Source organism: Bacillus sp. L381 (assembly GCF_030284525.1).
Lineage (GTDB): Bacteria > Bacillota > Bacilli > Bacillales > Bacillaceae > Bacillus > Bacillus amyloliquefaciens.
The window spans coordinates 2676770-2689602 of the sequence record NZ_CP127224.1; the positions used below are offsets into that span (position 1 = coordinate 2676770).

The following is a 12833-nucleotide window of genomic DNA, read 5'->3' on the forward strand; positions in this document are numbered from 1 at the left end:
TAAACGTGAGCCATAGGCTTCACGTCTATTCAGTTTACCCCGATATATTGATCTTCAACCGAAACTTTTCCGATTGCTTTATATTTTTCGTAGCGCTGTGAGATCAATTCTTCGGCGTTCAATTGAAGAAGAGATTTTAATGTTTCTTTAAGAATGCCGTCAATGTAGCCCGCCTGCTGCTTGATATCATGGTGAGCTCCGCCCTTCACTTCTTTAATCATATCATCTATAATTCCTAATTCTAATAAATCGGGCGCAGTAATCTTCATGGTTTCAGCTGCTTTTTTGGCAAGGCTGGAATCTTTCCACAAAATGGACGCGGCTCCTTCTGGAGAAATAACGGAATACGTCGAGTTCTCAAGCATCAGCATGCGGTTGCCGACACCTAATGCAAGCGCGCCTCCGCTGCCGCCCTCCCCGATGACGATACAAACGACAGGCACTGTCAGGCCGGCCATTTCGAACAGGTTCTTGGCGATGGCTTCACTTTGTCCCCGTTCTTCCGCCGCTTTGCCCGGATACGCTCCCTTCGTGTCGATGAAGCAGATAATCGGGCGGTTAAATTTATCCGCCTGCTTCATGAGGCGGAGCGCTTTACGGTAGCCCTCCGGGTGAGGCATCCCGAAATTGCGGACAAGGTTTTCTTTCGTGTCTTTTCCGCGCTGATGACCGATAACGGTGACAGGCATGCCGTGATATTTGGCGACTCCGCCGACAATCGCCGCATCGTCTCCGTATGTTCTGTCTCCGTGGCACTCAAAAAAGTCGGTAAACAGGTATTGAATGTAATCAAGCGTCGTCGGCCGGTCGGGAAGGCGTGCGATCTGCACTCTGTCCCACGGTTTCAGGTTTTTATAAATCTCATCCTGGAGCTTGCTGAGCCGGTCTTCAAGCCTTGCGATTTCAGCGCTTAAATCCATCTCCGAATCCTGGGTGAATTTTTTCAGTTCGGCGATTTTCGTCTGGAGTTCAATTACCGGTTTTTCAAATTCTAATCTTGCAGCCACTCATGCTCACCTCCTGTTTGGTGCATGTCCAGCAGAAATGCGAGTTTGTCTTTCATGTCGTTTCGGTGAATCACCGCATCAAGCTGGCCGTGCTTTAATAAAAATTCTGCCGTCTGGAAATCTTCCGGCAGTTTTTCCCCGATCGTCTGTTCAATAATACGTCTTCCTGCAAATCCGATCAAGGCGCCCGGTTCAGCGAAATTATAATCACCGAGAGACGCGAAACTCGCCGATACGCCGCCTGTCGTCGGGTGGGTCATGACCGAAATAATCAGACCCTGCTCCTCACTGAACAGTTTCAGCGCAGAGCTTGTCTTTGCCATCTGCATAAGGCTTAAGACCCCTTCCTGCATACGTGCGCCGCCGGAAGCGGTAAAGATGATGAACGGGACTTTTTCCTCTTTTGCTTTTTCAATTGCCAGCGTGATTTTTTCGCCGACAACCGATCCCATGCTGCCCATGCGGAATGTCGAATCCATGATCGCGATCACAGCAGGGAATCCGCTGATGGTTCCTTTTCCGGTAACAACCGCTTCATTCAGCGATGTTTTCTCGCGGTCTTTTTCGACTTTTTCTAAGTATCCCGGGAAACCGAGCGGGTTTTCAGATATCATTCCCTGGTTGAATTCTTCGAATGAATCTTCATCCAGGAGGCTTTCAACGCGCTGCTTTGCATTCATCGGGAAATGGTGCCCGCAGTTCATGCAGACGCGCAGGTTTTTATCTAACTCTTTTGTGAGCATGATTTTTTTACATTTCGGGCACTTTGTCATAATGCCTTCCGGAACATCATGTTTTGCCTGCTCAGACGGCACGGAAGCATATTTTTTCTTTTTTGTGAATATATCCTTTAACAAATGATTACCTCCCTTTTGTGAAGGGTTCTCTTCACTGCATGTCTTCCGATTAGATAGACTTAATAATAACTTTACCGAAACTATTGTACTTTTTTTGTCAAACGGTGTCATCCTCCATTCGACATTTTTTGCTGTAAAACAGGCGGAAACGGGCGGATTCCAGACCGCAAAAAGCGTTGCTCAGCCTTATCTGTCAGCGTTTTCAAAAGAAATAAGGATTCTGCTGAAATTTTTTTAAGACCTGCCCTTAAAAAAATGCCAGCAGTCCGTATATTGAACAGCAGCGCGTTGTTTTTCCCAACGCGCTGCCATTTCATTTTTGTGTTATTATTCGCCGATGACCGTCAGCTGTCTTGTTTTTTCAGCCACTTCCTCAGGGTCGACCGTAATTCTGGCGACACCCGTTTCCATCGCTGCTTTCGCAACAGCTTTCGCAACGGCAGGAGCCACGCGTTTGTCAAATGGAGCCGGGATGACATAATCCGCGCTTAATTCATCCTCTGAAACGAGGGAAGCGATCGCTTCAACCGCAGCAATTTTCATTTCTTCGTTGATGTGAGTCGCGCGAACGTCAAGCGCTCCGCGGAAAATGCCTGGGAATGCCAGTACGTTGTTTACCTGGTTCGGGAAATCAGAACGGCCTGTTCCGATTACGCTTGCGCCGGCTGCGCGCGCGTCTTCAGGCATGATTTCCGGATTCGGGTTGGCCATTGCGAAAATAATCGGATCTTTCGCCATGCTTTCCACCATTTCTTTCGTCAGAGCGCCTTCGACTGAAACGCCGATAAAGACGTCTGCATCTTGGATAACATCCTGCAGCGAACCGTCTTTGCGGTCTTGGTTTGTAAACTTCGCCACTTCGTTTTTCACCGCATTCATGCCGGCCGGACGCCCTTCGTAAATGGCTCCTTTAGAGTCGCACATTACGATGTCGCGTACGCCGAAATGGTAAAGAAGCTTGATGATCGCGATGCCTGCCGCTCCCGCTCCGTTTGCCACAACTTTAATGGATGACATGGATTTTCCTGATAATTTCAGCGCGTTTACAAGTCCGGCAACGGTTACGATGGCTGTGCCGTGCTGATCATCGTGGAAAACAGGAATGTTTGTTTCTTTTTTCAGACGTTCTTCAATGATAAAGCAGTTCGGCGCCGCAATATCCTCAAGGTTGACACCGCCGAATGTCGGTGCAAGCAGCTTCACCGTGTCAATGATTTTGTCCACATCGTTTGTGTCAAGCGCGATCGGGAATGCATCCACGCCCGCGAAGCTTTTGAAAAGAACCGCTTTCCCTTCCATAACTGGGAGAGAAGCTTCAGGTCCGATATTTCCGAGACCGAGAACGGCTGATCCGTCTGTTACGACTGCTACCAAGTTCCCCTTCATTGTATAATCATATACTTTATTTTTATCGTTATAAATTTCTTTACAAGGCTCAGCTACCCCCGGAGAGTAGGCAAGGCTTAAATCGTCTGCATTTCTGACTTCTACCTTTGCTTTTGATTCGAGTTTTCCTTGGTTTACTTTGTGTAAATGTAATGCTTCTTCTCTTAATGACATTCTAAACACTCCTTTTAAGTACTTTGTTACATATTCTGCCGCATAGACTGGTACAATCTCTGGAGGTGAAAAATTTCAGAATCTTTAAATAAGATAGCACAATTGTTTCAATTGTATAACAAAACTATTGTTGTTACCACTATTTTAACACGACGTTTTCGCGGCCCAGCAGCTCTTTTAAACGGTATAACGCCTGATGGTCGGCCTGAATATGAAAAGTATCGGGCAGCCTGATGGTCTGCTTGTCTTTTTCATAATAAAGATAAACGCCGGTTTCCCCTTTATGCTCCAGTAAAATACGCTTCATCTTTTCCAGAAACTCCTGATTGTGCCGGCTGCCTTCGATTTTGATGTAAACAGACGGCGCTCTGTCTGCCTCCGTCTGCTCAAGGAGAGAGGCGTGTGACATAATAAATTGTATCTTCTCCTGCCGCTCTTCCATTTTTCCGGACGCGAATAAAAGCGCGCCTTCTTTTAACAGCGGAGACAGCCTTCTATATTGGTCAGGAAACACGACGGCTTCCATTTCTCCCGTTTCGTCGCTTAATGTGAGAAAAGCCATATGCTGACCTGTCTTTGTCCGAATCGTTTTAATGCCTGCGAGCAAAGCGCCGATTGACAGCTGTCCTTTCGGCATCTGCAGCGCTGTTTCGATCGCTTGCGCCCCCCGTTTTTTCAAGAGATTCCTGAAAGCTGACAAAGGATGGCTTGAGAAATAAACACCGAGAGCTTCTTTTTCAAACCGAAGCTTATCCACGAGCGGAAATTCCTCAGCCTCTACATATTTTGGCTTAATGGAGAACGATTCTTCCAAAAACAATCCCATTTGGTCATCGTCTGCACGAAAAAGCTCAGCATGCTCTAAAGCCACATCAACGGAGGCCAGCAAGGCGGCGCGATTTTGATTGAATTCGTCCATGGCGCCAGAAAATATAAGGGCTTCGATTGTTTTCCGATTAACGCTTTTGGCAGGAACGCGAAAGCAGAAATCGAAAAGATCCTCGAACGGTTTATGTGTTCTTGCTTTATAAATATCTTTCACTGCCGAGACGCCTACGTTTTTTATGGCCCGCAAACTGTATCTGACGGCTCCGTTTTCAGGTGCAAACGGAAAACCGCTCTTATTGATAGACGGCGGAAGGACTTGGATCCCGCTCCCCTTCGCTTCGTGCAGATATTGCGATATTTTGTCCTCATTGCCGATGACGCTCGTCAAAAGCCCGCACATAAAATATAAAGGATAGTGCGCTTTTAAATAGGCGAGCTGATAGCCGATCATGCTGTATGCGACAGCATGGCTTCTGTTGAATCCGTAGTTAGCGAATTTGACAATCAGATCGTAGACCTCGTTTGCAGTGACTACAGAATACTCCTTTTTTAAGCACCCTTCAACAAAATGGCTTCGCTCTCTGTCCAGAATATCCTTTTGCTTTTTGCTGACAGCCCGTCTGAGCAGATCCGCTTCACCTAATGAAAACCCTGCCATGCGCGAGGCGATCATCATAATCTGCTCTTGATAGACGATGACGCCGTACGTGTCACTGAGAATATTTCTTACATCCTCGTGCGGGACTTCCACACGCGCCCGACCGTGCTTCCGGTCGATAAATAGCGGAATATTTTCCATCGGCCCCGGCCTGTAAAGCGCGTTTACCGCGACAATGTCTTCAAGCCTTGACGGTTTCAGACGCTTCAGCACATTCCTCATTCCTGATGATTCCAGCTGAAAAATCCCCGTCGTATCGCCGTTTGACAATAGTGAGAACGTTTTTTCATCCTGATAAGAAATCTCGGAAAAATCAATTTTCGTATTTGTCTCTTTTTCAATCATCGTCTTAATGGATTCGATAAGCGTCAGGTTGCGCAAACCTAAAAAGTCCATTTTCAAAAGACCGAGATCTTCCAAGTGATCCATCGCATACTGCGTTAAATACACGCCGTCATGCCCTTCCTGCAGGGGGACAACTTCAGAAAGCGGCTCTTTACTGAGAACAACGCCGGCCGCGTGTGTAGACGTATGTCTCGGAAGACCTTCGATTTTCCTTGCGATCTGAAACACTTTATGAAGAACGTCGGATTTAGACAGCCGCCTGTCCAGCTGAGCGGACTGCCGTCTCGCCTCCTCAAGCGTCATTCCCGGTTTAGACGGGATCAGGCGGGCAAGCTGGTCGGCTTCTTTCGGGCTGATTCCGAACACTCTGCCGGTGTCCCTTAACGCCGCCTTCGCGGCCAAGGTTCCGAAGGTGATAATCTGGGCGACGTGCATGCTCCCATACTTATTTTGCACATACTGAATGACCTCATCCCTTCTCGTATCAGGGAAATCGATATCAATATCGGGCATGCTGATCCGCTCGGGATTAAGAAACCTCTCGAATAACAGAGAATGTTTAAGCGGGTCCACGTCTGTAATGAAAAGGGAGTAAGCAACAAGCGAGCCTGCCGCAGACCCCCTTCCCGGACCTGTCACAATGCCCTTTTCATGCGCGTACTTCATAAAGTCCCATACGATGAGAAAGTAATCACTGAATTTCATGCGCCTGATGACATCCAGCTCATAGTCAAGACGGCGGACAGCACGCTCATCAGGAGTGCCGAAACGGAGACGAAGCCCCTCATGACAGACTTCCGCCAAATAGTCATCGGCTGATTTGCCGTCCGGCGCCGGGAAAGACGGAAGCTGTGTCTGTCCGAGGCTGACATCGACTTGGCATTGCCGGGCGATACGTGCGGCTGCTTCGATCGCTTCCGGATTCTTCATATAAATATTTTCCATCTCTTCAGGCGGCCTCAAGTATAAGTCCGGCAGGTTCCCGCTCTGATCCTCCCATTTCTCCCCGGCTTTAATGGCGCACAGACAGCGGTACGCATCTTGGTCTTCTTTCTTGATATAACGGACATCCCCCGCCGCGCAGACAGCGATTTCCGTCTCGGCTGACAGGCGGAGGATTTCTTCTGATAACGTCTCATGTCCTTTAAACGGCTGGTACCCTAAATAAAAACGGCCTTCTCCGAACAATTCCCGGAATCCTTCGGCAGCCCGGACCGCTTCTTCAAACTTCCCTGCTTGAAGCAGGCTTTCAATGTACCCGTTTTCACCGGGCGTAATGGCGATCAGCCCTTCATGATAGCTCTTCATCCATTTCCGCTTCATGCCGCCCTTTGCTATGGATTGCAGCGCACTTGAGATTTTCAGCAGGTTCTGATATCCGGTATTTGTCTCCGCCAAAAGAACAAGCGGGCGTGCTTCAAGCTCAGTTTCGTCCGTGTATATTGAAGCCGTCAGACCGATAATCGGCTTTATTCCGTTTGACTTGCATGCTTTATAAAACTCAATGGCGCCGTACATCACATTTTCGTCCGTGAGCGCCAATGAAGAATATCCGAGCTCCTTCGCTTGTGTAACAATCTCTTTTACAGAAGCGGCGCTGTTTAACAGGCTGTAGCCGCTATGTACTTGAAGGTGAACAAAAGACAATGCCGCCACTCCTTTCCCGTATACGTTCAATTTGCCTTTCTACATTATAAGACGGGTTTTCTTAAGAAACAAATGTTCTTTTTTGACTCATCATCATACTTGTCCGTTTCGCTCAATATGATAGAAAAGTGAGGTGGTGTATATATGGATCAGGAAGCCGGCTTTATGGCGAATTTTATCAGCAGTTATTTTATCGCCCTCGGTGTTTTGCTCGGCGGGGCGCTCATCGGCGGCGTCGGAGCTTATTTATCAGGCGAGCCTCCGCTTACAGCGATTACAAAATTGGCGAACAGGCTGAAGATCTGGGCGCTTGTCGCGGCCATCGGAGGAACGTTTGACGCGGTATACAGTTTTGAGCGGGGGCTGTTTGAAGGCAACACGCGCGACATTTTCAAACAGCTTCTTTTAATTATTTCAGCAATGGGCGGCGCACAGACCGGCTGGCTGATTGTTTCATGGCTGGCGCAGGAGAATGTTTCCTCATGAGAATTCCCGAGTATTATAAAAAACCGGGGTGGCAGCGTTTTTTTGCGGGAATGATGTGCGGAGCCATCGTCAGCTGGCTGTTCTTTCTGTTTACATACGGAACGTTTCAGGAAGAACAGGTGACGTTAATTGAAAAACAGCGGGAGCACGCACGGGATTTGAAAAACCAGATCTCCATCTATCAGAAGGATCTTCATAAATTAAATGAGGATAATAAGCAAAGACTGCTTATCCAAAGCGTTGATGTGAAGCTGATCAATGGAGAAAAATACAGAATCGCCCAGCCCGATAAGATGAAATTTGAAGAACAGGTGAAAGATAATATTTCTGAAGTCATCACAAAGGATATTGAAAGTGTGTATAAAACAAAGGAACTTTTAAAACGGACGATTGAAAACAAGGTGTACACCATAAATGAGAAGGAATATAAAGCTGAAGTAAAGGAACTGACGATTTATACGAGGCTGTCTGTCGAAATTCATATTTCTTTTGCGACGTAATTATGTCATTTTTAAAAATTTTCCATAGATCTGTCGCTTTTTTCTCCGCTTTTTTATAAACTGTAAATGAGACATTTTCAATGATTCTGAAGGGAGGAAGGGAAAATGGAGGTTTTTAGTGAACGCCGCTTGGCAAAAGATCATGCAGACCGAATCAGAAAAGGCTATTCCGCATATGCAGAAACAGACACACTCGCTTCCCTCATAAAAAAAGAACTCCAAATCTGTAATCTCCGCGTCTACGAAGACCTGACTGATTTCGGCTGCTGGTTCATCCCCGTGACAGATGAACACTAAGAAAGAGGGTCTCCCCTCTACTTGTGTTCGTTACATATCTCTTCAAGATCAGCAAGAATCGGACCGGTTTCATCCCAGCTGTAGATGGATGCGCCGGCCGCCAGCGGATGTCCGCCGCCATTGTATTTCCGGGCAATTCCGTTGATGACCGGGCCTTTTGAACGGAACCGGACTCTGATTTGATCGTCTTCTTCTATGAAGAACACCCAAGCGCGAATACCCGAAATATTTCCGAGTGTTCCGACAAGCTGCGATGCTTCTGAAGCGGTGGTTCCGTATGCCTCCAAAATGTCTTTTTTAATGAAAACGGAAGCGACGCCGTTGTCAGACAATGACACATTTTGATAAATAAAGCCATTCAGCTTCACCACATTTAATTTTGTTTCATACAATTGATTGAAAAGCTCTGACGGTGAAAAAGGGAACTCAATGAGCTCTCCCGCGTATTTGAATGTCTTTTTTGTGGTGTTCGGGAATAAAAAGCGTCCCGTATCACTGACGATACCCGCGTAGATCAGCTTAGCCGCTTTCGTATTCAGCTTCCAGCCGTGCTCTTTTCCTTCCAGATACAGCTCATAGATCATTTCGCTTACGGAGCTTGCATTCGTATCGACCCATAACAGATCGCCATATGGATCTTCATTTGGATGGTGGTCTATTTTCATGAGCTTTGCGCCGGAATGATAGCGCTGATCGTCGATCCGTTCTTGGTTTGCGGTATCGCACACGATGACAAGAGCATCTTTATAGGTTTCGTCATCCACCTCATCGAGGGAATATAAGAAAGACAAGGACGGCTCAGGCTGTCCGACGGCAAAAATATTTTTTTCGGGATACGTTTCCCGCAGGATTTCCGTAAGGCCGCACTGTGATCCGTAAGCGTCTGGGTCAGGCCTCACATGTCTATGTAAGATAATGGTGTCATATAATGATATGGTTCTGATCAGTTCAGATTTCATCGTTTTCTCCTTTTTGTTTTTATTCATTTAATCATACTCTTTATCCGTGGAAAAGGAAAATCTTTCAGGAACGGTATAAACAGTTTTGCAAACTCATATAATGGAGGATTTCATTTATGCTGGTTTTTGTTTTTCTCATCGGGCTTTCTGCCTGCTTTTACGTGTATTACAAAGTAAAAGGCATCCAGACGAAACGGGCGCTGGAGAAGGAATGCTTTTCGGCTAAATCAAGTATGGCGTTAGGCGCGCTGGTGCTTTTGTACGGAGTAAATCAAATGATTCTGTTCCACTCCGTCCTCACCCTTGTCATCGGCGGCGTTTTCATTTTAATCGGAGCAGGCAGCGCATGGGCCGGGTATAAAGCCTATAAGCATTATGAACCCATCCATGCAAAGGAAGCGGAGAGGGACCACGCATAATGAATGTCAAGGGACCGAGATGCGTCCCTTAGCTTCTCTCCATCAGCTGTACCATGAGCATCGCTTTTGAAACGATGCCGCTTTGGCTTGACACTTCCACTTCCATTTTCCCGAATTTCCGGCCTGCTTCTAAAATGCGCGGTTTCACTTCAATGACCGATTCCATCTGAACGGGCTTTAAGAAGAAAATCGTAATGCTTTCAATGACCAGTTCGCCGCGTTTGCGGGAACGTAAAAATCGGCTGGCGGCCTGGGTTAAAATCGTTGTAAACACCCCGTAAGAAATCGTCCCGAGCTGATTGGTCATCTGCGGCGTGACTTCATATTGATAAACGGCCGGCGTTTTATCATCTTCCTCTTCTTTAAATCCCCTTGAAACGATATCATCAAGCTTCTCCCCGACCTGAGGCTGCTTTTGAACCATTTGAAGCGCTTTTAAGACATCCTGGCGGCTGATCATCCCGATCAGTCTGTGGTGCCCGTCTGTCACCGGAAGCACTTCGATTCCTTCCCAAACCATCATTTGGGCCGCTGAGGCGACAGACGTTTTCCCGATCACCGTGACAGGGTTTTTGGTCATTACTTTTTCAATCGGAACTGACCGGTCATGCCCGGCGATATCTTTCGATGTGAGAATCCCGTGGATTTTCATCTGCTGATCGATGACCGGAAAGCGTCCGTGTCCGGTTTCATAGTTTTTTTCGTACCATTTCTCCAGCTTATCCTTAGGAGACAGCGTCACTGTCCGATCTGCGGGCGTCAAAATGTCCTCCACGAGTACAATTTCTTTTTTTATGAGCTGATCATAAATCGCCCGGTTGATCATCGCGGCTACGGTGAAGGTATCATAGCTCGTGGAGAGAATCGGTAGCTCAAGCATATCGGCCAGCTCGATAATGCTGTCATCGGTATTAAACCCTCCGGTTACCAAAACAGCCGCACCCGCTTCAAGCGCTTGGCGGTGAGCGTTGATTCTGTTCCCGACGATTAACAGGTTCCCAGCGGCTGTATAACGCATCATCGCGTCAAGCTCCATCGCGCCGATCACAAACTTATTCAACGTTTTATGCAGACCGGCTTTTCCGCCGAGCACCTGGCCGTCTATCACATTGACGACTTCGGCGTATGTCAGCTTTTCGATATTTTCTTTTTTCTTCTGTTCAATCCGGATCGTTCCCACTCGTTCAATAGTGGAAACAAACCCTTTATTTTCAGCTTCCTTAATGGCTCTGTAAGCCGTTCCTTCACTGACTTTCATTTCTTTTGCAATTCGTCTGACCGAAATTTTTTCACCGACAGGAAGCGAATCTATGTATGATAGGATTTGTTCATGCTTTGTTGCCAAGCGTTTCACCTCTAAGGACAGTCTTCTGCTTTTATTATAAGGGCACGGGGGATTCATTCGCAATGAGACGCCCGAAAAAAGACGGCATCACAAAAAGACCTTCTGAATGCATAATTCAGAAGGTCTTTGACATTTATGTCAGGCAAGCTCAATAGTCTCGCCGACCGCCATGACTTTGCCGACGCCTCCGGGCAGACTTTCGGCGAAAGCGTCAGGGTCCTGTTCAATGACGGGGAATGTATTGTAATGAACGGGAACGACCTGTTTCGCTCTCAGCCATTCAGCCGCGAGTTTCGCATCTTCAGGGCCCATGGTGAAGTTATCACCGATCGGCAGAAACGCCAGGTCAATGTGATTCAGTTCCCCGATCAGTTTCATATCTGAGAACAGCGCCGTGTCCCCGGCGTGGAAAATCGTTTTGCCGTCAATCGTCAATAAAATCCCTGCCGGCATCCCTGTGTATGTGATGGTTTTGTTTTCTTCATCAGTGACCGCCGACCCGTGGAATGCCTGTGTCAGTTTCACTTTGCCGAAATCAAATTGGCGCGCCCCGCCGATATGCATCGGGTGGACGTTTAAACCTTTAAAGCCGAGATAAACGGCCAGCTCGTTCGGCGCAATAACGAGCGCATCGTTTTGTTTGGCGATCTGCTCTGTATCTCCGACATGGTCATTGTGTCCGTGAGTAAGCAGGATGACATCCGCTTTCACTTCTTCCGGCTTCAGATTTGTCAGGCTGTTTCCGGTTAGAAACGGATCGAAAATAATATTATGGGTTTTCGTTTCCACATGAATGACAGAATGTCCGTGATAAGTCACTTTCATCGTTTTCACCTCATAAAAAGTTAATATTTATCAAGTTCCCTTTTTAACAAACGAAAAAACTTACAGGGATTGATGCCTGTTAATCACATTCAGCCCGCCTGTTGCTTCTATGACCGTTCCGGTTACAAGATCGGAATCTTCTTCGCATAAAAAGGCGATGATTCTCGCTATGTCCTCTCCGGTTCCGGACCTGCCGATCGGCGTGTTGTCTTTGCCGATCTTCCGTCTTGCTTCTTCTATAGACGCTTCTTTCATATCCCCTACAATATCACCCGGGCAGACCATGTTAGCCGTAATGCCTGATTCGGCTTCTTCAATCGCAATGGTTTTGGTTAACGAAGCCAATCCTACTTTAGCCGCTCCGAAAGCGGAACGGTGCAGCCAGCCCGGAGCATGGTCGGCTCCTTGAAAGCCGTATGTAATAATCCGGCCGAACCGCTGCTGTCTCATTACCGGGATAACCGCTTTAAACAGATGAAAAACGGCGCTTAAATTCCCTTCAAGCATGTCATACCATTCGTGATCGGAATAATCGGCAAGCTTTTTGCGCTCAAATATGTACGGCCCGGCATTGTTAATCAGTATGTCAATCCTTCCAAACCGCTGAAGGGCTGCATCGGCGATCCGCATGAGATCTTCTTTTCGGGTTACATCGCCCTTAACGAATTGCAACCTGTCATGGCACCGGGGATAATCGGCCTTCAGACAAGCGACCGCTTCTTCGTCCTGTCTGTAATTCACTGTGACCGAAAAGCCTTTTTCCAGCAGCATTTCAGTCACTTTTCGGCCCAATCCCTTCGTACCGGCAGTGATTAGAGCATGTCGCACATTGAATACCCTCCCCAGGCAACGTTGCCGCTTCAATAGAATAAAGTCGTTTCTCCCTCTACTTTACTATAAACAAGCGGCAATATCACTTTTTTGCACTTCATCCGTACGAAAAAAAAGCCGTCTTTACAGACAGCTTAATTTTCTGAAGGGGCTGAGGCTTCCTCCAGGCCGACATAACCGCTTTGATATGCCTCTGAAATGAGCCTGGCCGTTTCTTCACTTTCTTTTTCATCATAGATGTAACGGTCTTGTTCTTTGCGCATTCCTTC

The 12833-nt window shown here is 47.2% G+C and carries 14 protein-coding genes; 4 read left to right on the forward strand and 10 right to left on the reverse strand.

Annotated features, from left to right (window positions below; translation table 11 throughout):
* Positions 1–29: 29 nt before the first annotated feature.
* The 5 genes from accA to dnaE form a co-directional block, all read right to left on the reverse strand.
* Complete coding sequence (gene accA / locus QRX25_RS13615) at positions 30–1007, reverse strand: acetyl-CoA carboxylase carboxyl transferase subunit alpha (RefSeq protein WP_007408067.1); 978 nt, start codon at positions 1005–1007, stop codon at positions 30–32.
* A complete protein-coding gene (gene accD, locus QRX25_RS13620; protein ID WP_212098669.1) occupies positions 992–1864 on the reverse strand; it encodes an acetyl-CoA carboxylase, carboxyltransferase subunit beta in 873 nt (290 codons plus the stop codon). The genes accA and accD overlap by 16 nt, the downstream gene beginning before the upstream one ends.
* A gap of 107 nt (positions 1865–1971) precedes the next feature.
* Entirely contained in the window at positions 1972–2181 is a 210-nt protein-coding gene (locus QRX25_RS13625) for a hypothetical protein (RefSeq protein ID WP_065982060.1), read from the reverse strand.
* A gap of 10 nt (positions 2182–2191) precedes the next feature.
* Positions 2192–3424: an NADP-dependent malic enzyme gene (gene ystJ, locus QRX25_RS13630; protein WP_212098671.1), complete on the reverse strand. Its 1233-nt coding sequence runs from the start codon at positions 3422–3424 to the stop codon at positions 2192–2194.
* Positions 3425–3563: 139 nt separating this feature from the next.
* Positions 3564–6902: a DNA polymerase III subunit alpha gene (gene dnaE, locus QRX25_RS13635; protein ID WP_212098673.1), complete on the reverse strand. Its 3339-nt coding sequence runs from the start codon at positions 6900–6902 to the stop codon at positions 3564–3566.
* A 144-nt stretch (positions 6903–7046) separates the two neighbouring features.
* On the opposite strand from dnaE, the gene ytrH reads away from it, so the two are divergent.
* The 3 genes from ytrH to QRX25_RS13650 all read left to right on the forward strand — a co-directional run bounded on the left by ytrH (position 7047) and on the right by QRX25_RS13650 (position 8185).
* Positions 7047–7388 carry a sporulation membrane protein YtrH gene (ytrH, locus tag QRX25_RS13640; protein WP_212098676.1) on the forward strand — a complete coding sequence of 114 codons (342 nt, stop codon included), beginning with the start codon at positions 7047–7049 and terminating at the stop codon, positions 7386–7388.
* Positions 7385–7888, forward strand: a complete 504-nt coding sequence (gene ytrI, locus QRX25_RS13645) for a sporulation membrane protein YtrI (protein ID WP_212098679.1) — start codon at positions 7385–7387, stop codon at positions 7886–7888. The genes ytrH and ytrI overlap by 4 nt, the downstream gene beginning before the upstream one ends.
* Before the next feature lie 105 nt (positions 7889–7993).
* A complete protein-coding gene (locus tag QRX25_RS13650; RefSeq protein ID WP_049627160.1) occupies positions 7994–8185 on the forward strand; it encodes a YtzJ family protein in 192 nt (63 codons plus the stop codon).
* 17 nt (positions 8186–8202) lie between these two features.
* Here the strand turns inward: QRX25_RS13650 and QRX25_RS13655 are convergent, their stop codons facing one another.
* On the reverse strand, positions 8203–9144 hold the full coding sequence (locus QRX25_RS13655; protein ID WP_088613881.1) for a DHH family phosphoesterase: 942 nt from the start codon (positions 9142–9144) through the stop codon (positions 8203–8205).
* Positions 9145–9260: 116 nt separating this feature from the next.
* Between QRX25_RS13655 and QRX25_RS13660 the strand changes: the two genes are divergently transcribed.
* Positions 9261–9563, forward strand: coding sequence for a YtpI family protein (locus QRX25_RS13660; RefSeq protein ID WP_003152434.1), 303 nt, complete (start codon positions 9261–9263; stop codon positions 9561–9563).
* A 28-nt stretch (positions 9564–9591) separates the two neighbouring features.
* On the opposite strand, the gene QRX25_RS13665 is transcribed toward QRX25_RS13660, so the two are convergent.
* The 4 genes from QRX25_RS13665 to QRX25_RS13680 form a co-directional block, all read right to left on the reverse strand.
* The gene (locus QRX25_RS13665; protein ID WP_013353170.1) at positions 9592–10908 is read right to left on the reverse strand and encodes a CBS domain-containing protein; all 1317 of its coding nucleotides are present in this window, start codon (positions 10906–10908) and stop codon (positions 9592–9594) included.
* A 138-nt stretch (positions 10909–11046) separates the two neighbouring features.
* Positions 11047–11733, reverse strand: a complete 687-nt coding sequence (locus tag QRX25_RS13670; protein ID WP_045509919.1) for a metal-dependent hydrolase — start codon at positions 11731–11733, stop codon at positions 11047–11049.
* 60 nt (positions 11734–11793) lie between these two features.
* Positions 11794–12561 carry an SDR family oxidoreductase gene (locus QRX25_RS13675; protein WP_212098682.1) on the reverse strand — a complete coding sequence of 256 codons (768 nt, stop codon included), beginning with the start codon at positions 12559–12561 and terminating at the stop codon, positions 11794–11796.
* 137 nt (positions 12562–12698) lie between these two features.
* Complete coding sequence (locus QRX25_RS13680) at positions 12699–12827, reverse strand: hypothetical protein (protein ID WP_014470818.1); 129 nt, start codon at positions 12825–12827, stop codon at positions 12699–12701.
* Positions 12828–12833 lie beyond the last annotated feature (6 nt).

Excerpts from the sequence above, each read along its gene's own strand:
- QRX25_RS13625 (WP_065982060.1), bottom strand. The coding sequence starts at position 2,181 with ATGAAATGGCAGCGCGTTGGGAAAAACAACGCGCTGCTGTTCAATATA.
- ystJ (WP_212098671.1), bottom strand. The coding sequence starts at position 3,424 with ATGTCATTAAGAGAAGAAGCATTACATTTACACAAAGTAAACCAAGGA.
- ytrH (WP_212098676.1), top strand. The coding sequence starts at position 7,047 with ATGGATCAGGAAGCCGGCTTTATGGCGAATTTTATCAGCAGTTATTTT.
- ytrI (WP_212098679.1), top strand. The coding sequence starts at position 7,385 with ATGAGAATTCCCGAGTATTATAAAAAACCGGGGTGGCAGCGTTTTTTT.
- QRX25_RS13650 (WP_049627160.1), top strand. The coding sequence starts at position 7,994 with ATGGAGGTTTTTAGTGAACGCCGCTTGGCAAAAGATCATGCAGACCGA.
- QRX25_RS13655 (WP_088613881.1), bottom strand. The coding sequence starts at position 9,144 with ATGAAATCTGAACTGATCAGAACCATATCATTATATGACACCATTATC.
- QRX25_RS13660 (WP_003152434.1), top strand. The coding sequence starts at position 9,261 with ATGCTGGTTTTTGTTTTTCTCATCGGGCTTTCTGCCTGCTTTTACGTG.
- QRX25_RS13670 (WP_045509919.1), bottom strand. The coding sequence starts at position 11,733 with ATGAAAGTGACTTATCACGGACATTCTGTCATTCATGTGGAAACGAAA.
- QRX25_RS13680 (WP_014470818.1), bottom strand. The coding sequence starts at position 12,827 with ATGCGCAAAGAACAAGACCGTTACATCTATGATGAAAAAGAAAGTGAA.